Annotated in this window: 23 protein-coding genes and 1 riboswitch; of the genes, 11 read left to right on the top strand and 12 right to left on the bottom strand. The window is 71.6% G+C overall.

Translation table 11 applies throughout. The features are described from left to right. The first annotated feature begins 101 nt into the window (after positions 1–101). Positions 102–1,904, top strand: a complete 1,803-nt coding sequence (gene lepA, locus BM419_RS15045; protein WP_091926925.1) for a translation elongation factor 4 — start codon at positions 102–104, stop codon at positions 1,902–1,904. Between the two features lie 107 nt (positions 1,905–2,011). On the opposite strand, the gene BM419_RS15040 is transcribed toward lepA, so the two are convergent. The 3 genes from BM419_RS15040 to BM419_RS15030 form a co-directional block, all read right to left on the bottom strand. Continuing rightward, the gene (locus tag BM419_RS15040; RefSeq protein ID WP_091680759.1) at positions 2,012–2,329 is read right to left on the bottom strand and encodes a c-type cytochrome; all 318 of its coding nucleotides are present in this window, start codon (positions 2,327–2,329) and stop codon (positions 2,012–2,014) included. 148 nt (positions 2,330–2,477) lie between these two features. Beyond that, on the bottom strand, positions 2,478–3,761 hold the full coding sequence (locus tag BM419_RS15035) for a PQQ-dependent sugar dehydrogenase (RefSeq protein ID WP_091926872.1): 1,284 nt from the start codon (positions 3,759–3,761) through the stop codon (positions 2,478–2,480). 263 nt (positions 3,762–4,024) lie between these two features. Then, complete coding sequence (locus tag BM419_RS15030; RefSeq protein ID WP_091926871.1) at positions 4,025–5,527, bottom strand: NAD(P)/FAD-dependent oxidoreductase; 1,503 nt, start codon at positions 5,525–5,527, stop codon at positions 4,025–4,027. 208 nt (positions 5,528–5,735) lie between these two features. On the opposite strand from BM419_RS15030, the gene BM419_RS15025 reads away from it, so the two are divergent. Further along, positions 5,736–7,520, top strand: a complete 1,785-nt coding sequence (locus BM419_RS15025) for a hypothetical protein (protein ID WP_091926870.1) — start codon at positions 5,736–5,738, stop codon at positions 7,518–7,520. Positions 7,521–7,523: 3 nt separating this feature from the next. Here BM419_RS15025 and glp read toward each other — a convergent pair whose 3' ends face one another. From glp to BM419_RS14990, 7 genes are all read right to left on the bottom strand, one after another. Next, the gene (gene glp, locus BM419_RS15020) at positions 7,524–8,753 is read right to left on the bottom strand and encodes a molybdopterin molybdotransferase MoeA (RefSeq protein WP_091926869.1); all 1,230 of its coding nucleotides are present in this window, start codon (positions 8,751–8,753) and stop codon (positions 7,524–7,526) included. Beyond that, positions 8,750–9,241: a cyclic pyranopterin monophosphate synthase MoaC gene (gene moaC / locus BM419_RS15015; RefSeq protein WP_056528122.1), complete on the bottom strand. Its 492-nt coding sequence runs from the start codon at positions 9,239–9,241 to the stop codon at positions 8,750–8,752. Before moaC ends, glp begins: the two co-directional genes overlap by 4 nt. 3 nt (positions 9,242–9,244) lie before the next feature. Beyond that, a complete protein-coding gene (gene trpC, locus BM419_RS15010) occupies positions 9,245–10,132 on the bottom strand; it encodes an indole-3-glycerol phosphate synthase TrpC (RefSeq protein ID WP_091926868.1) in 888 nt (295 codons plus the stop codon). Continuing rightward, entirely contained in the window at positions 10,129–11,166 is a 1,038-nt protein-coding gene (gene trpD, locus BM419_RS15005; RefSeq protein ID WP_091926867.1) for an anthranilate phosphoribosyltransferase, read from the bottom strand. Before trpD ends, trpC begins: the two co-directional genes overlap by 4 nt. A gap of 34 nt (positions 11,167–11,200) precedes the next feature. Next, positions 11,201–11,815 (bottom strand): anthranilate synthase component II, encoded by a 615-nt coding sequence (locus BM419_RS15000; protein ID WP_026605172.1) that lies wholly within the window; start codon positions 11,813–11,815, stop codon positions 11,201–11,203. Between the two features lie 106 nt (positions 11,816–11,921). Continuing rightward, positions 11,922–13,442 carry an anthranilate synthase component I gene (gene trpE / locus BM419_RS14995; RefSeq protein ID WP_091926866.1) on the bottom strand — a complete coding sequence of 507 codons (1,521 nt, stop codon included), beginning with the start codon at positions 13,440–13,442 and terminating at the stop codon, positions 11,922–11,924. A gap of 3 nt (positions 13,443–13,445) precedes the next feature. Then, complete coding sequence (locus BM419_RS14990) at positions 13,446–15,347, bottom strand: peptidylprolyl isomerase (RefSeq protein WP_091926865.1); 1,902 nt, start codon at positions 15,345–15,347, stop codon at positions 13,446–13,448. 186 nt (positions 15,348–15,533) lie between these two features. Between BM419_RS14990 and tpiA the strand changes: the two genes are divergently transcribed. Next, entirely contained in the window at positions 15,534–16,295 is a 762-nt protein-coding gene (tpiA, locus tag BM419_RS14985; RefSeq protein WP_091926864.1) for a triose-phosphate isomerase, read from the top strand. A gap of 55 nt (positions 16,296–16,350) precedes the next feature. On the opposite strand, the gene BM419_RS14980 is transcribed toward tpiA, so the two are convergent. Next, on the bottom strand, positions 16,351–16,809 hold the full coding sequence (locus tag BM419_RS14980; protein ID WP_056528103.1) for a nuclear transport factor 2 family protein: 459 nt from the start codon (positions 16,807–16,809) through the stop codon (positions 16,351–16,353). Between the two features lie 305 nt (positions 16,810–17,114). On the opposite strand from BM419_RS14980, the gene secG reads away from it, so the two are divergent. From secG to BM419_RS14960, 4 genes are all read left to right on the top strand, one after another. Beyond that, positions 17,115–17,549: a preprotein translocase subunit SecG gene (secG, locus tag BM419_RS14975; RefSeq protein WP_020094623.1), complete on the top strand. Its 435-nt coding sequence runs from the start codon at positions 17,115–17,117 to the stop codon at positions 17,547–17,549. A gap of 156 nt (positions 17,550–17,705) precedes the next feature. Next, positions 17,706–19,334, top strand: a complete 1,629-nt coding sequence (locus tag BM419_RS14970) for a CTP synthase (RefSeq protein WP_020094624.1) — start codon at positions 17,706–17,708, stop codon at positions 19,332–19,334. Between the two features lie 58 nt (positions 19,335–19,392). Then, on the top strand, positions 19,393–19,845 hold the full coding sequence (locus BM419_RS14965; RefSeq protein ID WP_091680775.1) for a DNA polymerase III subunit chi: 453 nt from the start codon (positions 19,393–19,395) through the stop codon (positions 19,843–19,845). Next, a complete protein-coding gene (locus tag BM419_RS14960) occupies positions 19,845–21,437 on the top strand; it encodes a S10 family peptidase (RefSeq protein WP_091926863.1) in 1,593 nt (530 codons plus the stop codon). Before BM419_RS14965 ends, BM419_RS14960 begins: the two co-directional genes overlap by 1 nt. A 22-nt stretch (positions 21,438–21,459) precedes the next feature. Here the strand turns inward: BM419_RS14960 and BM419_RS14955 are convergent, their stop codons facing one another. Further along, positions 21,460–22,824: a discoidin domain-containing protein gene (locus BM419_RS14955; RefSeq protein ID WP_091926862.1), complete on the bottom strand. Its 1,365-nt coding sequence runs from the start codon at positions 22,822–22,824 to the stop codon at positions 21,460–21,462. Between the two features lie 161 nt (positions 22,825–22,985). Then, positions 22,986–23,181: riboswitch (cobalamin riboswitch) on the top strand. Between the two features lie 34 nt (positions 23,182–23,215). Between BM419_RS14955 and BM419_RS14950 the strand changes: the two genes are divergently transcribed. The 4 genes from BM419_RS14950 to cobW are packed head-to-tail and all read left to right on the top strand — an operon-like array spanning position 23,216 to position 25,592. Next, positions 23,216–23,398 (top strand): CbtB domain-containing protein, encoded by a 183-nt coding sequence (locus tag BM419_RS14950; protein ID WP_024829520.1) that lies wholly within the window; start codon positions 23,216–23,218, stop codon positions 23,396–23,398. A gap of 16 nt (positions 23,399–23,414) precedes the next feature. Continuing rightward, positions 23,415–24,167: a CbtA family protein gene (locus BM419_RS14945; protein WP_091680780.1), complete on the top strand. Its 753-nt coding sequence runs from the start codon at positions 23,415–23,417 to the stop codon at positions 24,165–24,167. Beyond that, complete coding sequence (locus BM419_RS14940; protein WP_091926861.1) at positions 24,160–24,561, top strand: DUF1636 domain-containing protein; 402 nt, start codon at positions 24,160–24,162, stop codon at positions 24,559–24,561. The genes BM419_RS14945 and BM419_RS14940 overlap by 8 nt, the downstream gene beginning before the upstream one ends. After that, entirely contained in the window at positions 24,558–25,592 is a 1,035-nt protein-coding gene (cobW, locus tag BM419_RS14935) for a cobalamin biosynthesis protein CobW (protein WP_012320061.1), read from the top strand. The genes BM419_RS14940 and cobW overlap by 4 nt, the downstream gene beginning before the upstream one ends. Positions 25,593–25,633 lie beyond the last annotated feature (41 nt).

Below are 25,633 nucleotides of genomic sequence, written 5' to 3'. Positions count from 1 at the left end.
GCGCCTTCCCGCCGCGCTGCTATCTCGCGCGGGAGCCGCTCCATCCGAACACGTCCCGACGTCAGACGGTGCGCGCCGGCGCGCGCCCGAACGGAATGCCGATGACAGCCCCGATCGACACCATCCGCAACTTCTCGATCGTCGCGCATATCGACCACGGCAAATCGACCTTGGCCGACCGGCTGATCCAGGCCACCGGCACGGTCGCGCTCCGCGACATGAGCGAGCAGATGCTCGACTCGATGGACATCGAGAAGGAGCGCGGCATCACCATCAAGGCGCAGACCGTGCGCCTGGAGTACAAGGCCCAGGACGGCAAGGACTACGTCCTGAACCTGATGGACACGCCTGGCCACGTGGATTTCGCCTACGAGGTCTCGCGCTCGCTCGCCGCCTGCGAGGGCTCGCTCCTAGTGGTCGACGCCTCGCAGGGCGTCGAGGCGCAGACGCTCGCCAACGTCTACCAGGCGCTCGACGCCAACCACGAGATCGTCCCGGTCCTCAACAAGGTCGACCTGCCCGCCGCCGAGCCGGACCGGGTCAAGGAGCAGATCGAGGAGGTGATCGGCCTCGACGCCTCCGACGCCGTGCCGATCTCGGCCAAGACCGGCCTCAACATCGAGGCTGTGCTCGAGGCGATCGTCACCCGCCTGCCGCCGCCGAAGGGCAGGAGCGACGCGCCTCTGAAGGCGCTGCTCGTGGACAGCTGGTACGATGCCTATCTCGGCGTCGTGGTGCTGGTGCGGATCATCGACGGCACCCTCAAGAAGGGCATGACCATCCGCATGATGGGCGCCGACGCCGTCTACGGCGTCGACCGGATCGGCGTGTTCCGGCCGAAGATGGCCGACATCGACGCGCTGGGCCCGGGCGAGGTCGGCTTCTTCACCGGCTCGATCAAGGAGGTGGCCGACACCCGCGTCGGCGACACGATCACCGAGGACAAGCGCCAGACCACCGAGATGCTGCCGGGCTTCAAGGAGGTCCAGGCGGTGGTGTTCTGCGGCCTGTTCCCGGTGGACGCGGCCGAGTTCGAGAACCTGCGCTCCGCCATGGGCAAGCTCCGGCTCAACGACGCCTCGTTCTCCTACGAGATGGAGACGTCGGCGGCGCTGGGCTTCGGGTTCCGCTGCGGCTTCCTCGGGCTCCTGCACCTGGAGATCATCCAGGAGCGGCTGGAGCGCGAGTTCAACCTCGACCTGATCTCCACGGCGCCCTCGGTGGTCTACCACCTCAAGATGCGCGACGGCGAGACCAAGGAGTTGCACAACCCGGCCGACATGCCGGACATCATGAAGATCGAGACGATCGAGGAGCCGTGGATCCGCGCCACGATCCTGACGCCCGACGAGTATCTCGGCGGCGTGCTCAAGCTCTGCCAGGACCGCCGCGGCGTGCAGATCGACCTCAACTACATCGGCAAGCGCGCCATGGTGGTCTACGACCTGCCGCTGAACGAGGTCGTCTTCGACTTCTACGACCGGCTGAAGTCGATCTCGAAGGGCTACGCATCGTTCGACTACCACGTGTCGGATTACCGCGAGGGCGACCTCGTAAAGATGTCGATCCTGGTGAATGCCGAGCCGGTGGACGCCCTCTCGATGCTGGTCCACCGCACCCGCGCCGAGTCGCGCGGCCGGGCCATGTGCGAGAAGCTGAAGGACCTGATCCCCCGCCACCTGTTCCAGATCCCCGTCCAGGCGGCGATCGGCGGCAAGATCATCGCCCGCGAGACCATCCGGGCGCTGTCGAAGGACGTCACCGCCAAGTGCTACGGCGGCGACATCTCGCGCAAGCGCAAGCTTCTCGACAAGCAGAAGGAAGGCAAGAAGAAGATGCGCCAGTTCGGGCGCGTCGAGATCCCCCAGGAGGCGTTCATCGCCGCCCTGAAGATGGACGATTGATCAACCGCGTCATTGCGAGCGGAGCGAAGCAAACCAGGGTCGCGCGACATCGGTGAGCGTTGCGCAACTGGATTGCTTCGCTCCGCTCGCAATGACGGCGGTGCCGCTTACCCCGGCGGCAGCACGTCGATCTGGATGCCCGCGTAGTACGCCGCCAGATTGGCGATGTCGGCGTCCGACAGCTCCTTCGCGACCACGTTCATGATCTCGTTCTGCCGCTTGCCGTCCCGATACTCGGTGAGCGCCTTCACGAGGTAGGGCTCGACCTGCCCGGCGAGGTTCGGCGCCTCCGGCAGTTTCGAGAGCCCGTCCATGCCGTGGCAGGTCTGGCAAGCGGTCGCGCGCTTCTTGCCTGCGGCCGCGTCGCCGGCCTGCGCCGAGAGCGGGACGAGGGTGGCGGCGAGGACGAGAAGCGGGCGGATCATCGGGTGGGCTCGAACTCTGAGATCAGTGAAGACTTGCCCGCTCGCGTCGGAACGGGACGCGCGCCCTCTCCCACACGTCAGAGAGGGCGCGTTGCGGCTTTCCGCGACCTGGCGCCTCACGAGCGGAGAGGCGCCAGGTCACAAGAGACTACTTCTCGTAGGAGATCCGGTAGATCGCCCCGGCGGAATCGTCCGAGACCAGCAGCGAGCCGTCGAGCATCACCGCCACATCCACCGGGCGGCCGAGATACTCGCCGTCGCCGGTGAGCCACCCTTCCGCGAACGGCTTGACCGACTCGACCTTCCCGTCGGCGCCGAGCTTGGCGAACATCACCCGGGCGCCGACCGGCTCGGTCCGGTTCCACGAGCCGTGCTCGGCGATGAAGATCCCGCCCTTGTAGGCGGCCGGGAACTGCTTGCCGTTGTAGAAGGTCATGCCGAGATCGGCCGCGTGCGGCGGCAGCTCGGCCTGCGGGGCGACGGCGTCGGCCGGCGGGGTCTGGTCCTTGTACTCGACCGTGCGGACCGCGCCGCCGCCGAACCACGGGAAGCCGAAATTCTCGCCCGCCTTGGTGGCGCGGTTCAGCTCGCCCGGCGGCTTGTCGTCACCCATGCCGTCGACCTGGTTGTCGGTGAACCACAGCGACTTGTCGGTGTTGAAGTCCATTCCGACCGAGTTGCGGATGCCGGTCGCGTAGACCTCGCGGTTCTTGCCGTCGGCGTCGATGCGGATGATGCCGCCGATGCCGGTCTTCTTGTAGAGGTCCATCTTCTCGGCGGGCGGCACGTTGTAGGGCTGGCCCAGCGCGATGTAGGTCTTGCCGTCCGGCCCGACCCGGCAGACGCGGGCGGTGTGGTTGAAGCTCTCTTCGGAGGCCGGGATCAGCGCGCCCTGCTTGACCAGCACGCCAGCGGCGACGTCCGGGTTCTCGTAGAAGAACTCGGCGGCCGGGAAAGCCAGGACCCGGTTCTGCTCGACCACAGTGAGGACGCCATCCTTCGAGAAGCAGACGCCGTTCGGGATCTTGAACGCGATGCCCGGCGCGAAGGGGCGGACCTCGTCGGCGACTCGGTCCTTGTCGCGGTCGGTGACCGTGTAGATCTTGCTCTTGCGCGTGCCGACGAACAGCACCCCGGCATTGGGGCCGACGGCGATCGCGCGGGCATCCGGCACCACGGCGTACAGGTCGATCTTGAAGCCGTCCGGCAGCTTGATCTTCGACAGGTTCTTGCGGATCGCGTCAGCGCGGCGGCCGGTCTGCGGGATCTCCGCGGCGGCCTGGGTGTCGGTGCTGTGGAAGCCCTCGAGCTTCTCGAGGTCGTCGGTCTTGGCCTTGGTCTCGGCAGGGGCCGCACCCTGCGCCAGGGCGGGCAGCACCGCCGCCGGCATGGCCACGCCCGCGAAGAGCGCGGCGAGAAGCAGAGATCGCATTGATAGAATCCTCCCGGCGGCCCTTGAACCAGGGCATTACCGGGAAGGAACGATAGGGGCGCGGGAGAGACCGGCAAGCCGCGCCGGTGACGCGGCCGGGGCCCTGTCGCTGACCGCGGGGTTTCCGATCGTCACCGCAGTGGGGTCGCACACTCCGTGATCGCGAGCGAAGCGACACAGGGCAGCGCGACTTCGAGGCGCTCCGCGCCGCCCTGGATTGCTTCGCTTCGCTCGCAAAGATGGGAGGCCGACCGGAACTGGCCTCAGGCCACCTTGCGCGGGACAAGGCGCTCGCTGCCCAGGGCGACGTCGGCCCCCGACACCCCGGACTCGGTGTACTCGGCGTCCTCGTTCACCCGCCAGACATCGTGCCGGCGCCGGCCGCAGAGGATGTTCTCCACGGTCAGCATCGCGGTCATCATCGCGTGGTCCTGATTGTTGTACTTGTGCATGCCGTTGCGGCCCACGAGGTGCAGGCTCGGGAAATCCCGCTCCAGCTCCCGCCGCACGGTGACGACGTGGCCGGCATACTCCTCGTCGTAGACCGGGTAGGCCTTCGGCTGGCGGACCACGCAGGCATCGACGACGTCGGCCGGGTCGATCAGGCCGATCTGACCGATCTCGCGCTTGGCGAGCTCCACCAGCTCCGAATCGTCGGCGTTCCAGAGGCCGTCGCCCTCGAAGCAGAAATACTCCAGGCCCAGGCAGGTGTGGTCCGCGTCCGGCACCATCTCGGGCGACCAGGAGTGGAAATTCTGCACCCGGCCGACCTTCACCGACGGGTCGTGGATGTAGATCCAGTTGTCCGGGAAGTTCTTGTCCGACTTGGCGATGAGCGCCACCGTCAGGAAGTCGCGGTACTTCAGCGCCCGGGCGTTGAAGGTGCTGAGCGGCCGCGGGCGGATGGCGTCGACGAGCTCGCGAACCGGCGCGGACGAGACGACGTTGCGGGCCGTGAAGGTCTCGCGGCTGCCGTCCGAGCGGCGGGCCGCCACCGTCCAGATGCCGGTGCCGGCATCGTAGCTGAGGGAGTCGACGCCGCGGTCGAGCTTCAGCTGCCCGCCCTGGGCGCGGATCTTGGCGGCTGCCGCCTCCCACATCATGCCGGGGCCGCGGCGGGGATAGCGGAACGACTCGATCAGAGTCTTGATGACGGGGCCGCCGGCCTTCGGCGCCTTGCGCAGGCCCAGCGACCGCTTGATGCCGTCGCGGATCGCCGCGCCGAGGTCGAGCCCCTTGATGCGCTGCGCCGCCCAGTCGGCCGAGATCGCGTCGCACGACATGCCCCATACCTTCTCGGTGTAGGTCTTGAAGAAGATCGAGAACAGGCGCTCGCCGAACTGGTTGCGGACCCAGGCGTGGAAGGTCTTGGGCTCCGCCACCGGCCGCAGGCGGGCGTAGAGGTAGGAGACGACGCAGGCCGCGCTGGTGAGGATCCCGAGGTTGCGCAGAGCCTCGAAGGCCTTCAGCGGGTAGGCGTAGTAGCGCCCGCGATAGTAGATCCGCGACAGGCGCGGGCGCTCGATGAAGTCGTCGGGCAGGATCTCGTCCCAGAGATCGACCACGGCCTGGGATTTCGAGAAGAACCGGTGGCCGCCGATGTCGAACAGGTAGCCGTTGTGCGAGACGGTGCGCGAGATCCCGCCGACCTGGGCCGGATCCCGCTCCAGGACGGTGACGGAGCGGCCCTTCTTCGACAGCAGGTAGGCGGCAGTCAGACCCGCGGGCCCGGCGCCGATCACCAGCGTCTCGGTGTGGTGGCTCATCCCATGCTCCGGCGATTGGTGCGGCGCGCGACGCGCAGGACGCCGACCGGTCGCCAGGATGCCCGGTCGTGGTTAAGGAATCGCTGGCGCCGCGGGGCCGGATCGACGGCCGGGCCGCGCATCCGGTGCCCTTTGACCGCGCGTTAAGCGGAACCGCGCGAGCATGCCGGCGAGGGCATCGACCGCCCGCCCGGGTGATCCACCAACCATGCCGGCTCCGGCGCTACCCCTCTCCCGACCGCGCGGGCGGATCGAGGCCCGCACGCTGCTGTGGATCCTCGCCGCCCTCTGCATCGCGACGATGAACGCGCCCCACGCGGTTTGGGAAACCGTCCAGCACCTGCGCGTCCCGGATACCGACGACGCGATGCGCCTCGTGGAAGTGCGCGACCTGCTGGCCGGCCAGGGCTGGTACGACAACGTCCAGTACCGATTCCTGCCCCCGGGCGGCGTGCCGAGCCACTGGTCGCGCCTCGTCGACGCGCCCATCGCCGGCCTGATCCTGGCGCTCACGCCCCTGACGGGACCCGCGCTCGCCGAGGGCCTGACGGCGGCACTCTGGCCCGTGCTGCTCTTCGGGGTCTACGGCTGGCTCCTGTATCGCGGGGTCCGGCACAGCTTCGGCAGCCGTGCCGCGCTCCTGGCCCTGATCGCGGCCACGCAGACCTTCGGTGTGACGATCCAGTTCCAGGCGGGGCGGGTGGACCACCACAATCTGCAGATTCTCTCGATCCTCGGTTTCGCCTTCTGCATGATCCGCGGCGGCCTGCGACCCGGCCTGATCGGCGGGATCCTGGCGGCCGTGTCGCTGGCGATCGGGCTCGAGGGCCTGCCCTTCGTCGCGCTGGCGGCCCTCTTCCTCACGGGCGACTGGTGCCTGCGCGGACGGCCCGCGCTGGCGTCGCTCGCGGGCTTCGGCCTGGGTCTCGGCCTCGCCGCCCCCGCGCTGTTCGCCGTCCAGACAGCCCCCTCGCTCTGGGGTGTCTCCCACTGCGACGCGCTCTCGCCACCCTGGCTCTGGCTCACCCTGGGCGGCCTCGCCCTCGCCGCGATCGCCGCCGCCGCGGGCGAGCGCCTCGCGACGGTCCCGGCGCGCCTCGCCCTGGCGGGCCTCGCGGGCAGCGTCCTGCTGGCCGGGTTCGCCGCCGCCTTCCCGTCCTGCCTCGGCGGCCCGTTCCCCGACATGCCGCCGCTGGTGCGGATCCACTGGCTGCTCACGGTCAACGAGATGGCGCCGCTGGCGAAGTTCGTGGCCCGCGGCCAGTGGGAGGCGCTGGTCTTCTACCCGGTCGTGATCCTCGCGAGCCTCACGGCCGCCGGGATGGCGTGGCGCGGCCCCGAACGCCGGGCCTGGTCGGTGGTCGCGCTGTTCCTGTGGCCGGGGCTGATCCTCGGCGTCGCGCAGTTCCGCGGACTCTACATCGTCTCCGGCTTCGTGCCGCTAATGGCGGGCGTGGTCCTCGACCGCGCGCTGGCACGGGCAGCCCTGCCGGCCGGGGCGCGGCGCTGGCCCGTCGCGCTGCTCGGCGCCGCGATGGTCAGCAGCCTCTGGATGATCCCGGCGCTCCTGGCGGAGACCCTGGCGCCCGGCATGCGCAACGCGCCCGACGTGGCCGAGACCAATGCCTGCCTCGGCGACGCCGCGGTCCGCCCCCTGGCGCACCTGCCGGAAGGCACCGTGCTCGCCCCGATCTTCATGGGGCCGTCGATCCTCCTCCGCACCCCGCACAGCATCGTCGCCGCGCCCTATCACCGGGCCATTCCCGGCCTCAAAGCGGCGATCGAGGGGCTGGGCGGCACCGAGGCCGACCTCGACCGGGTGCTGACGGCGTTCGACGTCCGCTACCTCGTCGCCTGCCCGGCCCGGCCGGCCGAGAACCTTCAGGCGGAGACGGCGTTCGCCACGCGGCTCGCCGCGGGCACGGCCGGGAGCGCGCGCCTCGTGCCGCTGGACGTGCCCGGTCCCCTCAAGGTCTGGCGCGTCGCGCCCTGACGATCAGAGCAGGCGCCGATCGAGGCGGATGATCCGGCAGGGATCGCCGGCGCGCGCGGCCGGCGCGTGCGGGGCGCGGATCAGCAGGGCTTCGGACCGTCCGAGGACGGCGAGCATCGACGAGTCCTGACGCCGCTCGGCGGTCGCGACCGGTAGACGGTCGGGCTCGAGGGCGAGGCTCGCCCGCATGTAGTCGGCCCGGCCGTCATTCTCCGGCATGTCGCGGCCGAGCGTCGCCGGCTCGCTCCGGTCGGCGCCGGCCCGCGGATCACCCTGGAGCGCGCGGATGGCGGGCACCACGAACAGGAGCCCGCACACGATGGACGAGACCGGGTTGCCCGGCAGCCCGATGACCAGCATGTCGCCGAGGCGGCCGTGCATCAGCGGCTTGCCCGGCCGGAGGGCGACCCGCCAGAAGCCGAGCTCCAACCCCTCCTTGGCGAGCGCGGCCTGAACCAGATCGTGGTCGCCGACGGAGGCGCCTCCGAGGGTGATCAGCAGGTCGGCCCGCGCCGCGCGGGCGCGACGGAACGCGTCCGCCAGGGCGTCGTGGTCGTCCCCCGCGATGCCGAGATCGACGATGTCGGCGCCCGCCTCGGCGGCGAGGGCACCGAGCGCGAGGCTGTTGGAGGCGACGATCTGGTCCCAGCCGGGCGTCGCGCCCGCCTCAACCAGCTCGTCACCGGTGGCGAGGATCGCGACGCGCGGTCGGCGGCGGACCGGGAGGCGCGGATGACCGGCCGCCGCGGCGAGCGCCAGCCGCCGCGCGTCCAGGCTCATGCCGGCCGGGATCAGGGTCTCGCCGGCGGTGAAGTCGAGGCCGGCCCGGCGGATGAACCGCGCCGGCTCCACGGGCTCCAGGACGCGCACCGCGCCCGCCTCGGCGGCGGCGTTCTCCTGGATCAGGATCGCGTCCGCGCCCTCCGGCACCGGCGCCCCGGTGAAGATCCGGACCGCCTCGCCCGGGCCGATGCGGCCGGAGAAGCCGTGACCGGCCGCGCTGGCGCCGATCAGCCGCAGGGTCGCCCCGACCTCCCCGGCATCGGCGCCGCGCACGGCGTAGCCGTCCATGGCGGAGGCCGGGAACGGCGGCTGGGTTCGTGAGGCGACGACGTCCGCGGCGAGCGTCCGGCCGCAGGCCTGCGCCAGCGGGACGGTCTCCGGCTCGACCGGCGCGGCGACGCTCGCGAGCACCCGCGCCAGCGCCTCGGCGACCGGGATCAGGCCGCTCATTCCGCCGGGGCCCGGTAGGTGCCCGAGCGGCCCCCGTCCTTGGCGGTCAGCCGGATCCCCTCGATCCGCATGCCGCGATCGACCGCCTTCACCATGTCGTAGACCGTCAGGCAGGCCACCGAAACGGCGGTCAGCGCCTCCATCTCGACGCCGGTCGGGCCCTGGACCCGGACCTCGGCGGCGATGCGCAGGCCCGGGAGCGCGTCGTCGGGCTCGCACTCGACCCGCACCTTCGACAGCAGAAGCGGGTGGCAGAGCGGGATCAGCTCGTGGGTGCGCTTGGCCGCCATGATGCCGGCGAGCCGAGCGGTGCCGATCACGTCGCCCTTCTTGGCATCGCCCTCGCGGATCAGGGCCAGGGTCTCCGGCCTCATCACGATCTGGCCTTCCGCCCGGGCGGTCCGGTCGGTGGCGGGCTTGTCGGTGACGTCGACCATGTTGGCCGCGCCGCTGGTGTCGAGATGGGTCAGCGTCGAGCCCGGCCGCATGCCTTACGCCTTCTTCCGCGGCTTGCCGCCCTTGGCCTCCGCGGCGCCGAACAGCAGGGCGCGGGCCGCCTCCGCGACGTCCAGCTGCCGCATCAGGCTCTCGCCGACCAGCACCACGCCGAGGCCGTTGTCGCGCAGCCGGACCACGTCGGCGTGGTCGCCGATCCCGCTCTCGGCCACGGCGATCCGGTCCGCCGGGATCCCCGGCGCCAGCCGGATCGCGGTCTCGAACGAGACCTCGAAGGTCTTGAGGTTGCGGTTGTTGATGCCGATCAGCGCCGTGCCGAGGGGGATGGCCCGCGCCAGCTCGGCCTCGTCGTGCACCTCGACCAGGACGTCCATCCCGAGGAGGTGCGCCGTCTCGACCAGGGCGACGGCCTCGTCGTCGTCGAGGCAGGCCATGATGACCAGGATGCAGTCGGCACCCCAGGCCCGGGCCTCGTAGACCTGATAGGGCTCGAACAGGAAATCCTTGCGCAGGACGGGCAGCCCGCAGGCCGCGCGCGCCGCCGTCAGGTACTCGGGCCGCCCCTGGAACGAGGGCTCGTCGGTCAGCACCGACAGGCAGGTGGCGCCGCCGGCCTCGTAGGCGGCGGCGAGGCTTGCCGGGTCGAAATCGGCGCGGATCAGGCCCTTCGAGGGCGAGGCCTTCTTCACCTCGGCGATGAGCGCCGGGCGGTCCGCGGCGAGGTGGCTCCGGATCGCCGCCGCGAAGCCGCGCACCGGCTCCGCCTGCGCGACCTTCCGCTCCAGCTTGGCGAGCGGCACCCGCAGCTTCGCCTCGGCGATCTCGCGGCGCTTGTAGGCCTCGATGCGGGCGAGGACGTTCGGCCGCTCGGTCGGCGTCCCGGCGCCGGTCTCCGGGGTCGCCTCGTGCGTCAGCGAGCTCATCGGCCCTCCTGCCCGTTGGAGTGGTCGTTCGAGGCCCGGACGAGGCGGGCGAGCGTCGCCCGGGCGGCCCCGGAATCGACGGCATCCTGCGCCTGCGCGACGCCGTCCGCCAGGGCCTGCGCGGCGCCCGCGACGACGAGCGCCGCCCCCGCGTTGAGGACCGCGATGTCCCGGTAGGCGTTCCGCGCACCCGCCAGGACGGCCTCCAGGGACCGCGCGTTGTCGGCCGGGTCGCCGCCGCGCAGCTCCTCGGGCGCGCGGAGCGCCAGACCGAAGTCGCGCGGGTCGATGGTGAAGTGGGTCAGTCGCCCCTCGTCGAGGGCGACCACCCGCGTCGGGCCCGTGACGGTGATCTCGTCGAGCCCGTCGGACCCGTGGACGGTCCAGACCCGGCGGCTGCCGAGCTCGGCCAGGACCCGCGTCAGCGGCTCCGCGAGGGCCTCCTGGGCGACGCCGAAGAGCTGGTAGCCGACGCCGGCCGGGTTGCTCAACGGCCCCAGCAGGTTGAAGATCGTCCGCACGGGCAGTTCTGACCGGACCGCCGCCACGTGGCGCATGGCCGGGTGGTGGGCCTGCGCGAACAGGAAGCAGAGTCCGGCCTCGGCGAGGCAGCGGGCCTGCGCGGCGGGGTCGAGCCCGAGCCGCACGCCCAGGGCCGCGAGCACGTCGGCGGCGCCGGAGCGCGAGGTCGCCGCCCGGTTCCCGTGCTTCGCTACCGGCACGCCGCAGGCGGCCACGAAGATCGCCGCGAGGGTCGAGACGTTGACGCTGCCGGAATGGTCGCCGCCGGTGCCGACGACGTCGACGGCGTTCGCGGGCGCCGCGACGCGGGTCATGCGCGCCCGCATGGCCTCGGCGGCGCCGACGATCTCCTCGACGGTCTCGCCGCGCACCTTGAGGGCGGTCAGGAAGGCGCCGGCCTGGACCGGCGTGACCTCGCCCGACAGCAGGTCGTCGAAGGCGGCGCGGGCCTCGGCGCGGTCGAGGGCGAGGCCCCCGGCGACCTTCGCGAGATGGGGTCTGAAGCTGTCCATGGGTTCTTACGGAGGGCCGCCCCGGCCCCCGGCGTCAATGCACGTCGGCACGCGTCCTGTCACGCGCCGTGTTCCAGGCGGCGGCGAGATCGAGGAAGTTCTTCACGATCTCCGTGCCGTGCTGCGACCGGATGCTCTCGGGATGGAACTGGACGCCGTGGAGCGGCCGGTCGGCGTGCTCCAGGCCCATGATCAGGCCGTCGGCCTCGGCGGTGACCCGCAGGGCGGTCGGGCAGGTCGCGCGGTCGACCACCAGGGAGTGGTAGCGCGTCGCCTCGAAACTGTCGTTGAGGCCGCGGAACAGGCCGCGCGCGCCGTGCCGGATGGTCGAGACCTTGCCGTGGAGCGGCAGCGGCGCCCGCACGACGTCGCCGCCGAAGGCCTGGCCGATCGCCTGGAGGCCGAGGCACACGCCGAAGATCGGGATCTCCTCGGACAGGTCGCGGACCACGTCGAGGCAGATCCCCGCCTCCGTGGGCGTGCACGGCCCCGGCGACAGCACGATCGCGTCGGGCGCCTTGGCGCGGATGTCGGCGATCGTGAGCGCGTCGTTGCGCGCGACCTCGACCGTGCCGCAGAGCGGCCCGATCAGGTGCACGAGATTCCACGTGAAGGAATCGTAGTTGTCGATGACGAGGACGTTGGGCATCGCGGCGGCACGCTCGGGCATGCAGGCGATGTGACCGCTCGCACCCGCGCGGTCAACCGTCGGCGTCGGACGGCGGCGCAGCCGCGCGTCCGCCCTACGGCCCGCGCTACTGCCCGCGCTTGGCCTGCGCAGCGAAGCGCACCGCCTCCTCGGCGGCCCGGAACAGCGCCTTGGCCTTGTTGACGCATTCCTGCTGCTCGGAGGCGGGATCGGAATCGTAGACGATCCCGGCCCCGGCCTGGACGTGCATGGTCCCGTCCTTCACCACCGCGGTGCGCAGGACGATGCAGGTATCCATCTCGCCCCGCGCGCCGAAATAGCCGATGCAGCCCGCGTACGGCCCGCGCTTCTCGCGCTCCAGCTCGTCGATGATCTCCATGGCCCGCACCTTCGGGGCGCCCGAGACCGTGCCGGCCGGGAATCCCGCCGCCAGGGCGTCCAGGGGATCGTGGCGCGGGTCGAGGTCGCCCTCGACGTTCGACACGATGTGCATGACCTGGCTGTAGCGCTCGATGAAGAACGAGTCGGTCACGCGGACGCTGCCGATCCGCGAGACCCGGCCGGCGTCGTTGCGGCCGAGGTCGAGCAGCATCAGGTGCTCGGCCCGCTCCTTCGGGTCGGCGAGCAGCTCGTCGGCGAGGGCGGAATCCTCGGCCGGGGTCGCGCCGCGGCGGCGCGTGCCGGCAATCGGGCGGACCGTGACCACGCCGTCGCGCACCCGCACCAGGATCTCCGGCGAGGAGCAGACGATCTGGAAGCCCTCGAAATCGAGGTAGCAGAGGAACGGCGCCGGGTTGGTCCGCCGGAGCGAGCGGTACAGGCTGAAGGCCGGCAGCGTGAACGGCGCCGAGAACCGCTGGGACAGCACCACCTGGAAGACGTCGCCCGCGACGATGTACTCCTTGGCGCGCGCCACCATGGCGAAGAAATCGTCCGGCGGCGTGTTCGAGACCGGCTCGGGCGGGGCGACCGCCGACAGGTCCACCCGCGCCTCGATCGGCAGCGGGCCCTCGAGGGCGGCGGCGACCCGGTCGACGCGCTGCAGCGCGTCCTCGTAGGCGGCCCGGGCCGCGGTGCCGGGGGCGGGCCGGATCGGCGAGACGACCGTGATGATGTCGCGGATCGAATCGAACACCACCATCACCCGGGGGCGCACCAGGATCGCGTCCGGCACGCCCAACGGATCCGGGTTCGGCTCCGGCAGCCGCTCCATGGCGCGGACCATGTCGTAGCCGAGGTAACCGAACAGGCCGGCGGCCATCGGCGGCAGGTCCTGGCCGTGCGACTCGCCGATGGCGCTCTCGGCGATCAGGGCCCGCAGGCTCGCTAGCGGCGCCCGCGAATCCGGCTCGAACCGCGTGAGATCGGCCCCGCGCGCGATCGCGGGCGCGCCCGCCCGGCAGCGCCAGATCAGGTCCGGATCGAGGCCGATCATCGAGTACCGGCCGCGGACGGCGCCGCCCTCGACCGACTCGAGCAGGAAGGCCGGCCCGGCATGGCCGGCGCGCAGCTTGAGGAACGCCGCCACCGGCGTCTCGAGATCGGCGACGAGGCTCACCGCCACGAGGCTCGGCTGCCCGGCCTCGTAGCGCGCCGCGAAGTCCGCGTAATCGGGCGCGTCGGCCATGCCTCAGTACTCGCCGCCGATGGCGCGCCGCAGGGCCGCCGGATCGACCTTCACGCCGGCGTTCTTCTGGACCTCGCTGATGTACTCGGACAGCACGTCGTCGGCGAGCGCCGCCTGGAAGCTCTGCGTGATCTGCTTGTCGCTCGGGCTGTCGGCCACGAAGGCCGGCACCGTCGCCGCCGTGACCTTGAAGACCGCCCGCGAATCGCCGGCGGCCGCCGTCCCGGCCTTGCCCACCGGGGTCGCGAAGATCAGGTTCACGACGTCGGCCGTGAGCATGTCCTTGGCCTGGTTGCGGGCGAGATCCTGCGCCTCCTGCAGGTTGACGCCGACCTCCTGGGCGGCGGCCTCCATGGTCTCGCCCTTGTTGATCTTCTCGACGAGCTCGCGGCCCTTGGCCTGGAGGCGCTTGGCGATCTCGGTCGCGGTCCAGCCGGCCTTCACGCCGTCCTTGACCTCGTCGAGGGGCTTGTCGTGGGCGGCGTCGATCCCCGTGACGTCGTACCAGACGTAGCCGCCGGTCTTGGTCCGCAGGGGCTCGTTGTCGCCGCCGATCTCGGCGCGGAACAGGGCCGGCAGGGTGGTCTCCGGGTCCGGGATGTCGGTGATCCGCTGCCCGTCAGGCCCCTTGCCGTTCACGTCCACCGCCTTCACGGCGACGACCTTGAGGCCGCGCTCGGCCGCGATGTCGGCCAGCGGCTTGGCGCCGGCCCGCTGGTCCTCGATCGCGTCGCGGGTGGTCTCCATGGCGTCGCGGGCGCGGGCCAGGGCGAGGGCCTTGCGGATCTCGCCGTCCACCGCCTCGAACGGCTTCACCGTCCCGGCCTCGATCTTGGTCACGCGCAGCAGCACGGTGCCGAACCGGCCCTGGACCGGCTGGCTCACGCCGCCCTCGGGCAGCGCGAAGGCGGCGTCGGCGACGGCCTTGTCGAACAGCTCGCTCTTGGTCAGCGTGCCGAGGGTCAGGTCCTTCTCGTCGGTGCCGCGCTCGGCCGCCACCGCGTCGAAGGTTTTGGAGCCGTCCGTGATCGCCTTGCGGGCCGCCTCGGCGGCGGCCGCGTCGGGGAACACGATCTGCTGGATCGTGCGCTTCTCGGGCGTGCCGTAGCGGTCCTTGTTCAGCGCGTAGGCGGCGCGGGCGTCGGCCTCGGTGATCGCGTCGGGCTTCGCCATCGCCTCGGGCTCGACAACGAGGAGGTTGGCCGCCCGGAACTCCGGCGCCCGGAAGCCGGACTTGTTGGCCTCGTACCAGGTCTTCAGCTCGTCGTCCGTCGGCTCGGGGATCTGGCCGGCCACCGAGGGCGTCAGCATCAGGTAGGCGGCCGCGCGGCGCTCGGTGGTGTAGCGATGGACGGCCTCCCGCATGGCGAGCGGCACGTGCAGGTCCGACGACACCGCCTCGGCCAGCTGGAGGCGGGCGATCACCGAGCGCTGCTCGCGCACGAACAGGGCCTCGTTGAGGCCGGCGCGCTGCAGGGTCTGGTAGAAGAGCTGCGGCTCGAACTGACCCTGCTGGTTCTGGAAGCTCTTCTCCTCGTGGATCGCCTTGATCACCGAGGAATCCGGCACCGTGAGGCCGAGATCGTGGGTCTTCTGATCGAGGGCGGCCTCGGTGATCAGCTGGGACATCACCTGCCGGTCCAGGCCGAGCATCCGCGCCTGGTCGGGCGTCAGCGGACGCTTCAGCTGGGTCTGATAGCGCTGCAGCTGGTTCTGGTAGGCTTGGCGCACCTGCTCGGCCGTGATCGGCGTGCTGCCGACCGTGGCCACCTTGTTGCTCGCGCCGCCGCGGAAGAACTCCTCCACCCCGAAGATGCCGACACCGGCGATCAGCAGCGTGAAGATGATCGTCAAGACGATCTTGCCGAGCCAGTGCTGGCTGGCGTTGCGGATGCCCTGAAGCATGGTCTGTGATCGAGTACCTTCGGCAGCCGCCCCGTCACCGGGCCGGCGCTGTCCCTGAGAGCCGACCGCGATAGACCATTCGCGTCCACAGGCAAAGGCTCGGGCGGTCCCGGCCGTTTGCACGCTCAAGCTCGCTCTGGTAGGCCCCGGCGACTTCGAGAAAGCCGCGGCGGAGCGAGGGCAGGAATGACGCAGTCTGGGCGCAAGCCGCTTGTCGCTGGCAACTGGAAGATGAACGGGACCCGGGCATCCATCCAGGTTGTCGAGGCGATTCGCGGCGGGCTCTCGCCGGACCTCGCGTCGCGCATCGACGTGCTGATCTGCCCGCCTGCGACGCTGATCGGATCCTGCGTGGCGGCGGCGGCCGGATCGCCGATCGCGATCGGCGGCCAGAACCTGCACGCCCGGCCGAGCGGCGCCTTCACGGGCTCGATCTCGGCCGAGATGCTCGCCGATCTCGGCGCCAAGTACGTGATCGTCGGCCATTCCGAGCGCCGGGCCTACCATCACGAGACCGACGACGGGGTCCACGCCAAGGCGCTGGGCGCCCGCCGCGCCGGCCTGTGCGGCATCGTCTGCGTCGGCGAGACCATCGAGGAGCGCGAGCAGGGCCGCGCCCTCGACATCGTCCGCGCCCAGCTCGCCATCGGCCTGCCGAAGGGCGCGACGGCGGCCGACACGGTGATCGCCTACGAGCCGGTCTGGGCGATCGGCTCCGGGCGGACGCCGACGCCGCGCGACATCGCCGAGGTCCACGCCTCCCTGCGGGAGATGCTCGACAAGCTCGTCGGCGACGAGGCGCAGAAGATCCGCATCCTCTACGGCGGCTCGGTGAAGCCCGGGAACGCCAAGGAACTCCTGTCGGTGGACAACGTCGACGGCGCGCTCGTGGGCGGCGCGAGCCTCGTGGCGGAAGACTTCCTGGGGATCTGCGCCGCCTACGCCTGAGCGCGGGCCCGCGAAGCCTGGCTGGGCGCGGCGCGACAGACGCGCCGCGCGACCGTCAGATCTTGAAGGCCTGCCGGGCGAGCAGCCGCCAGCGGCCGCCGTCGCTATGCCAGACCTGCATCACGCCGATATGGACCGGCGACGTCTTGCCGCCCGAGACCACCTCGCCGGTGAAGACGTGGCGCGCGATGGCGTCGTCGCCGACCACCGAGACGGAGCGGTCCGACAGGGTGATGCTCGGGAAGGTCGAGCGCTTGCTGGTTAGCGTCTCGATGAAGGCCGCCTTGTCCTGCACCTGACCGCTGGAATGGCCGTAGCTCAGCCCGTCGAGGGTCAGGGCGTCGAGGGCTGGACCGTCGGCGGCGAGGAGAGCCTTGGTGAGGGCGTCGACCGCCTGCTCGACCGCGGCGCCCCGGGCGGAGGGATCGGTTCCGGCCGCGGAGCCGGAGCCCGGGCGGATCAGGACGGGTGCGGCGATGGCGGCGGCGAGCGCCGCACGGCGTGACACGGACATGGCTTGCCTCCCGGACCGGGCGGCGCGTTCGGTCGGCCGCCCTGCCCCGGCAGAGAACACGGTGCGCCGACGAAGGCGAGGGTCGGAGCGGACAGTCGGCCGCGCGCGTCAGGTTGGCGGCGGGCGACCGGTGGTGTATGCCGTCGCCGAATTCCGGCCGGTCCGCCCGAAGCGTCCCCCGAAGCCCCCGCCGCACGCCCGTGCGTCGGGGCGGTTCGTGGACGATCGCGGGCCCCGGCCCTCGTGCGTTCGTCTTCCGGTGCCCGCTGCCGGCGCGCGGCGCTGAAGAAGATCCCGGAACACCGATGCAGACCGTCCTGATCGTCGTCCACCTCATCATCGTGCTCGCGCTGATCGGCGTCGTGCTGCTCCAGCGCTCCGAGGGCGGACTCGGGCTCGGCGGCGGTGGCGGCGGTGGCGGCGTCGGCGGGTTCATGACCGGCCGCGGCCAGGCCAACGCTCTGACGCGGGCCACCGCGATCCTGGCGGCCCTGTTCTTCGCGACCAGTCTGACCCTCGCGATCCTGTCGCACCGCTCGGCTGCGCCGAAGTCGATCCTCGACACGGGCGCGCCGCAGACGTCCGGCCAGCCGGCCAAGCAGCCGACCGGTGCCGACAACCTGCTCGACACGCTGCGCCAGCAGCAGGATCGGGCGCCCGCGAACGCCCCGGCCCAGCCGGCACCGGCTCCGTCGTCTCCCGCGCAGCCGGCGGTTCCGGAAGCGCCGCAGTCGCGCTGACGGCGCGCGCCACCGGCGGCGCAGCGTCCGACCCTTGTCCCGACGGACCGGCGCTCGGCCGGTCCACGCCATGCGTTCCGCGATCCCCAGCCCATGCGCGGGCCGGGGCCTCCGTCGTTTGGCAAATGCCAGCAGCTTCTTTATGGACCGAGGCCCATGACGCGGTACGTTTTCATCACCGGCGGCGTGGTCTCCTCCCTCGGCAAGGGCCTCGCCTCGGCGGCCCTGGCGGCGGTCCTCCAGGCCCGCGGCTACCGGGTCCGGATGCGCAAGCTCGACCCCTACCTGAACGTCGATCCTGGCACGATGAGCCCGACGCAGCACGGCGAGGTGTTCGTCACCGACGACGGCGCCGAGACCGACCTCGACCTCGGGCATTACGAGCGCTTCACCGGCGTTCCGGCGAGCCGGGCCGACAACATCACGACGGGCCGGATCTACCAGGACATCATCGCCAAGGAGCGCCGCGGCGACTACCTCGGCGCCACGATCCAGGTGATCCCGCACGTCACCAACGCGATCAAGGACTTCGTCCTCGACGGCAACGACAGCTTCGACTTCGTGCTGGTGGAGATCGGCGGCACGGTCGGCGACATCGAGGGCCTGCCGTTCTTCGAGGCGATCCGGCAGCTCGGGCAGGAGCTGCCGCGGGGCACCTGCTGCTACGTCCACCTGACGCTGCTGCCCTACATCCCGTCCGCCGGCGAGCTGAAGACCAAGCCGACCCAGCACTCCGTGAAGGAGCTGCGCTCGATCGGCATCCAGCCCGACATCCTGCTCTGCCGCTGCGACCGGCCGATCCCGATGGACGAGCGGCGCAAGCTCGCGCTGTTCTGCAACGTCCGCCAGACCGCGGTCATCGAGGCCCTCGACGTGGCCTCGATCTACGAGGTGCCGCTCTCCTATCGGACCGCGGGCCTCGACCGGGAGGTGCTCGGCCATTTCGGCCTGGAGCACGGCGAGGAGCCGGATCTCGGCCGCTGGCAGACCATCGCCGAGCGCGTGCGCAATCCCGAGGGCGAGGTCTCGATCGCCATCGTGGGTAAGTACACGGGGCTGAAGGACGCCTACAAGTCGCTGACCGAGGCGCTGACCCACGGGGGCATCAGCCACCGGGTGAAGGTCAATCTCGAGTGGATCGAGGCCGAGGTGTTCGAGCGCGAGGATCCGGCGCCCTTCCTCGAAGGCCTCAACGGGATCCTCGTGCCGGGCGGCTTCGGCCAGCGCGGGGCCGAGGGCAAGATCCGGGCGGCCCGCTACGCCCGCGAGAAGCGCATCCCCTATCTCGGCATCTGCTTCGGCATGCAGATGGCGGTGATCGAGGCGGCCCGCTCGCTGGCCGGGATGCCGGAGGCCAACTCTACGGAGTTCGGCGACACCGCCGAGCCGGTGGTCGGCCTACTCACCGAGTGGCTGCGCGGCAACGAGCTGGAGCGGCGCGCGGCGGCCGGCGATCTCGGCGGCACGATGCGGCTCGGCGCCTACGAGGCGAAGCTCGACCCCGAGTCCAAGATCGCCCAGATCTACGGGTCCGATCAGATCTCGGAGCGCCACCGCCACCGCTACGAGGTCAACATGGCCTATCGCGAGCGGCTGGAGGCCAAGGGCCTGCGCTTCTCGGGCGTGTCCCCTGACGGCCTGTTGCCCGAGACGGTGGAGCATGTCGGGCACCCGTGGTTCATCGGCGTGCAGTTCCACCCGGAGCTGAAGTCGCGTCCGTTCGAGCCGCACCCGCTGTTCAAGGGCTTCGTCGGCGCCGCGATCGAGCAGAGCCGCCTGGTCTGAGGCCGCGGCGGCGCGCCGCTGCTCGCGCGGCGGCCCGCGGCCCTATATCCTCGGTGCCGTGACCGAGATCCTCTTCTACCATATGCAGCGGCAGCCCCTGGAGAAGGTGCTGCCGAACCTCGTCGAGCGCTCGCTGGACCGCGGCTGGCAGGCCGCGATCCAGGCGGCGAGCGAGGAGCGCCTTCAGGCGCTCGACGACCACCTCTGGACCTATTCCGACGAGAGCTTCCTGCCGCACGGCACCGACCGCGAGCCCGACGCCGCGAGCCAGCCGGTGGTGCTCACGCTCCGGGACGTGAATCCGAACACCGCCTCGATCCGCTTCCTGGTGGAGGGCGCCGACCTGCCGCCCGACGCCGGGCGGTACGAGCGGATCTGCATCCTGTTCGACGGGACCGACCAGGACGCGCTGCTGCGCGCCCGCGAGCAGTGGAAGCAGGCCAAGGACGCCGGTCACGCGGTGGCCTACTGGCAGCAGGACGAGTCCGGACGCTGGAACAAGAAGGCTTGATGGTGGCCCCCCACGCACGTCTCGCGCGCGCCGCGCTCGCCCTCGCCCTGGCTCTGGCCGCGCCCCCGGTCACCCTCGCCCAGGACGCGCCGCACGGCCATCCCGCGGAGAGCAAACCGGCGCAGCGCGGACCGGAGGGGCGCCGCCTGCCGCCCGATTCGACGACCAAGCAGAGCGTGACGCTGCCGGACGGCCGGACCCTCGACTTCACCGCCACCGCCGGCAGCCTGCCCCTCGTCGACGAGGCGGGCAAGCTGCAGGCCGAGATCGCCTACGTCGCCTACACGATGGCGCCGCAGGCCGGCCGGGAGCGTCCCGTCACTTTCGCGGTCAATGGCGGCCCGGGCGCCGCCTCGGCCTATCTCAATATCGGAGCGATCGGGCCCTGGCGGCTGCCGGTCGGCGGCGACAGCATCAGCCCGTCGCAGCCGGTGACGCTGACGCCCAACGACGGGACGTGGCTCGGCTTTACCGACCTCGTCTTCCTCGATCCCGTGGGGACCGGGTACAGCCGGGCCGCGGACGGGAACGGCAAGGCCTACTGGTCGATCGATTCCGATGCCTCGACCCTGGCGGCGACCATCGCGCGCTACCTGCGCGTCAACGACCGCATGGCGAGCCCGAAATTCTTCGTCGGCGAGAGCTACGGCGGCTTCCGCGGCCCGCTGATCGCCGAGAAGCTCCAGGAGGAGATCGGCGTCGGCCTGTCCGGCATGGTGCTGCTCTCGCCGGTGCTCGATTTCGCGTGGCTGGAGACGCCGCGGGCCAATCCGTGGGGCTACGTGCTGAAGCTGCCCTCGCTGGCGGCCGGCGCCCTTGAGCGGGCCGGCACGGTGCCGACCTCCACCCTGCTCGGCGACGCGGAGGCCTATGCCTCGGGCCCGTACCTGAGCGACCTGCTCAAGGGGCCGAGCGACACGGCCGCCGTCGCCCGGATGACCGAGAAGGTCGCGCCCCTCGTCGGTCTCGACCCCGCCCTGGTGCGTGCCCAGGCGGCGCGCCTCTCGACCCGGAGCGTCCAGCGCGAGATCGACCGCGCCGAGGGGCGCGTGACCAGCGCCTACGACACCGGCATCACCGGCTGGGACCCGAACCCGGACGCCGCCCAGTCGAGCTTCGAGGATCCCCAGCTCACCGCCCTCCAGGCACCGCTGACGAGCGCGATGCTCGACCTCTACGCGCGGACGCTGAAATGGCCGGTGACCAACATGCGCTACGAGCTCCTGAACAACGCCGTCAATCGCGGCTGGAGCTGGGGCTCGGGCCGGCAGGCACCCGAGGTCCTGTCGAACCTGAAGGGCGATCTGGCGCTCGACGGGCACCTGCGCGTCCTCGTGGCGCACGGCTTCACCGACCTAGTGACGCCCTACTTCGCCTCGAAGCTCCTGCTGGCGCAGGTCCCCGCCTACGCCGCCGGCCGCCTGAGCCTCGCGGTCTATCCGGGCGGACACATGTTCTACACGCGTCCTGATTCGCGCGCCGCCTTCCGGACGGACGTGGAGCGGATGTACACGGACGCCCTGAAGGTGCGCGACGCCGGCTCGACCCGTCCGGCCGGAGCCCCCGCCGAGCATCTCAGGACCGCGCCGTAGCGCCTCCAGCCTACCGCAGCGGTCACGCGTCGTCGAAGGCGAGGGCTTCGGCCGGGTAATCCACCATCGTCCGGCGCTGCGCGTCGGTGTTCTGCCACTCGCCGACCTTCATGTAGCGGCCCTCGAGATCGCGGACCTCGACCACCTTCCCGATGGTGGGGATCGACTGGAAGCCCTGCGGCCAGTTCGACGCGAAGTAGAAGACCTGCTCGACGTGGTCCGAGAGGTGGCAGATCCCCGGCCCGAAGGTCCCCAGCCCGAAGACGAGGTAGCGGCCGTTCACGAGCGCCGCGACGTCGGAGATCAGCGACTCGCTCTGGATCTCCACCGGCAATCCGCGCCGCTCGGCGTACGCCTCCACCTCGGCGATGACCGGGTTCAGTCTGTTCTCGAAGACGAGCTTGACCGAGCGGATCCGACCCTCGGCCATGAGCCGGTCGATGACCATCCGGTAGAACGCGAAGGGCGGCTGCGGATAGTGCGGATCGACCCAGGTGCTGAAGATGTCGCCCGACCGGATGTGGATCAGGAGCTGGTCGTCGGGCTTCACCGGGAAGCTCTTCGGCAGGCCGTTGAACAGCGGCCGGATCACGCTCTGCACGATCGCGCGCGAATCCGTCGGCCCCCGCAGCGCGGTCACGCGCTCGAACTGCGTCGGGTCGAAATACAGGCCCGACAGGAAGTACCCGTCCGACGGCAGCGGCTCGTCCGGCGGGATGAAGGTGATCCCGTCGCAGGTCAGCCGCTCGGTCAGGAAGATCACCTTGCTGCGGTCGACCTTGGGCACCTTGATGTATTTCAGGTTGAGCGCCTTCGCGATCGTCACCGCGATGATGTACTGGACGAGGCAGTTGCCGAAGGCGCCGTTCTCGAACAGCGACAGGCCGACCAGGGCGTGGCTGGCGCGGTCGGGCGCCGACTGGAGCGCGTAGGTGACGTAGACGTTAGCACCGGGCTTCTCGTTCAGGAGCGTCACGTCGAGGCCGAGCATCGCCCGCAGCGCGATCAGGTCGACCGCGGCCTCGTCGGCGCGGATGCCGATGCCGGCGATCCGGGCCGGTTCGGGCGCGGCGATCCTGACCGCGCGCGCCCAGGCCCGCTCGTCGGGGACGATCGCGGCGACGAGGGCGTCCGGGGTCGCGGTCCAGCCAGCGAGGTCCGGCTCGGCCCACGTCACGCCGTCCTGCGAGACCGCCACCGCGACGTCGCCGGGCTCCGCGGGAACCGCCCCCTCCCCCGGCCGCAGGGCGACGGAATGGATCGGGAAGCGGCCGCCGAGGTCGACCTCGAGCCACGTCGTTCCCGTGCCCGCATCGGAGACGATCCGCGGCTCACGGCCGGCCGCGAGATCGACAAGAACCGGGGTCGGATCGTCTGTCGGGGCCATTGGGTCTCCGGGAGTTCAGCGCCCGCGCCGGGTCCGGGCGGGTAGCGGGTGCGGCGGTGCCCGCTCCGGGGCGCGGCCGTCAAGCCCGCCCCGATCGCGGGGCGGGCGCGGGAAACGGCCGCGATCCGGCGCCGCTCCGTTGTGTCCTGGCGGTCATGCGTCTACAACGGCCGGGCGACGGTGCCCCGGAGACGGGGTGAAAAGGGAATGCGGTGAGGGGTTTGAAGCCCCGACTCCGCGGCTGCCCCCGCAACTGTGAGCGGCGAGCGCCCGCCAAGCGCCACCGGAGCGATCCGGGAAGGCGGTGGGCGCGCCGAGCCGCGAGCCAGGAGACCTGCCGTCGCGACAGGATCCCGCAATGCCGCCGGTGGGGCGGCTGGAGACGCTTCTGATGACGACGCAAACCCTCGCCCCCGTCGCCGCCGGCACCCGCGCGTCGGAGCGCCCGATCGCCGTCGCGCTCGCGGCCGTGCTGGGCCTCGGCCTGCTGTTCATGGCGGGCTTCTCGCCGGCGATCGCGCTCCACAACGCAGCGCACGACTTCCGCCACACCCAGAACTTCCCCTGTCACTGACGTCCCCGGACCAGGGATGATCATCCGGCTCCTGTCGGCGGCCCTCGCCGCCGGCTTCTTCGCGGCTGCCATCGTGACGGGCCTCGAACTCACGCTGACCTCGCCGCTGATCGTCGCGGCCGAGCGCTACGAGCAGCAGGAGGCGCCGAACCGGGCTGCCAAGGCGCTCCCGATCAAGGCGTTCCCGATCGTGCTGGCCCATGCCGGGCACGACCACGCCGCGCCCGACGCCGCGCCGGAATGGCAGCCCGCGCCCGGCCTGCCGCGGATGGCCTTCACCGGGCTCGCGACCCTCGTGGGCGGCGTCGGCTACGCGCTGCTGCTCGGCGCGGTGATGCTCGCCTGCGGCCGCGAGCCCACGCCGCAGGTCGGCCTCGCCTTCGCGGTGGCCGCCTTCGCCAGCGTCGCCCTCGCGCCGGGCCTCGGCCTGCCGCCGGAACTGCCCGGCAGCGCGGCGGCCCCGCTCGCGACGCGGCAGGCGTGGTGGGTGATGACCGCCGCGGCGACCGGGATGGGGCTCTACCTGATCACGATACGCCGCGCGCTGATCACGATCCTCGGGGGGCTCGTCCTGATCATCGCGCCGCACGTCGTCGGTGCCCCGCAGGCGCCCGAGGCGGCGTCCGAACTTCCGGCCGCGCTCGCCGCGCAATTCGCCGCGCGGTCGCTCGCCATCAGCTTCGTGTTCTGGATCCTGATCGGGCTGGGGCTCGGCTGGGCGTGGCAGGCCTTCGCCCGCGGCGCGGATCGGGGAGCGGCCCGTGCCTGAGACCGTGCTCTACGTCTGCACCACCTGCCGCCGCCCGGACGACGATCCGGACGGGCCCCGCGCCGGGGCCCGCCTGCTGGAGGCGCTGCGAGCGCGGAGCGGCGGCACGCCGGACCTGCGGGTCGAGGCGGTGGAGTGCCTGTCGGTCTGCAAGCGGCCCTGCACCGTGGCGGTCGCCGCGGCCGACCGCTGGACCTACGTCTACGGCGACATGGATCCGGCCGCCTCGGCCGAGATCATCCTCGGCGGTCTCGTGGCCTACGCGGCGACCCCGGACGGCATCGTGCCCTGGCGCGACCGTCCGGAGGCGTTCCGCAAGGGCGTGATCGCCCGCATCCCCCCTTTCCCAGAACCCCGCCCGGTCCCCGCCGGCACCCTGGAGCCCGCGGAATGACCCTCGTGAACAAGATCCCCTGCACCATCGTCACCGGCTTCCTCGGGGCCGGCAAGACGACCCTCGTCCGCCACGTGGTCGAGAACGCCAAGGGGCGCCGCCTCGCCATCCTGGTGAACGAGTTCGGCGACATCGGCTTCGACAAGTCCTTCCTGGCCGCCTGCGGCGTCGAGGGCTGCACCGAGGACGCCATCGTCGAGCTGCCGAACGGCTGCATCTGCTGCACGGTCGCGGACGATTTCGTGCCGGCGCTGGAGACCCTGCTCGGCCGCGCCGAACCGCCGGAGCACATCCTGATCGAGACCTCGGGCCTCGCCCTGCCGAAGCCGCTGGTCCAGGCGTTCCAGTGGCCGGCGATCCGCTCGCGGGTGACCGTCGACGGCGTGGTCGCGGTGGTCGACGGCCCGGCGGTGGCCTCGGGCGCCTTCGCGGAGGACCCGGAGGCCCTCGCGGCCCAGCGCGCCGCCGACCAGTCGGTCGACCACGACAACCCCCTGGAGGAGGTGTTCGAGGACCAGCTCCTCTGCGCCGACCTCGTGGTCGTCAACAAGGCCGACCTGATCGACGCCGCGACGCGGGCGCGGGTCCGCGCCGAGGTCGAGGGGCACCTGCCCCGCGCCGTGAAGGTGGTCGAGACCGAGAACGGCGCCATCGACCCGCGGGTGCTGCTCGGCCTCGGCGCGGCGGCCGAGGACGATCTCGACGCCCGACCCTCGCATCACGGCGAGGGCGAGGACCATGACCACGACGATTTCGAGACCGTGGCGCTGCCGGTGCGCCCGGCGGTGACCGCGGGGGATCTCGCGGCCCGGGTCGAGGCGGCGGCCGAGGCCGCCGGCGTCCTGCGCATCAAGGGCTTCGCCGAGGTCGAGGGCAAGCCGATGCGCCTCGTGGTGCAGGGTGTCGGCCGGCGCGTGACCCATCATTTCGACCGCCCCTGGCGGGCCGGGGAAGCCCGCGACGGGACGCTGGTGGTGATCGGCCTCAAGGGCTTCGACAAGGACGCCGTCGCGGCGGCCCTCGCGGGATGAGGCCGGTCGCGCACGCCCGCCCGGACTCGCTCTAGGGGCCG

This window comes from Methylobacterium sp. yr668 (assembly GCF_900116245.1).
Taxonomy (GTDB): domain Bacteria; phylum Pseudomonadota; class Alphaproteobacteria; order Rhizobiales; family Beijerinckiaceae; genus Methylobacterium.
This window is presented reverse-complemented; position numbering and strand designations above follow the sequence as displayed.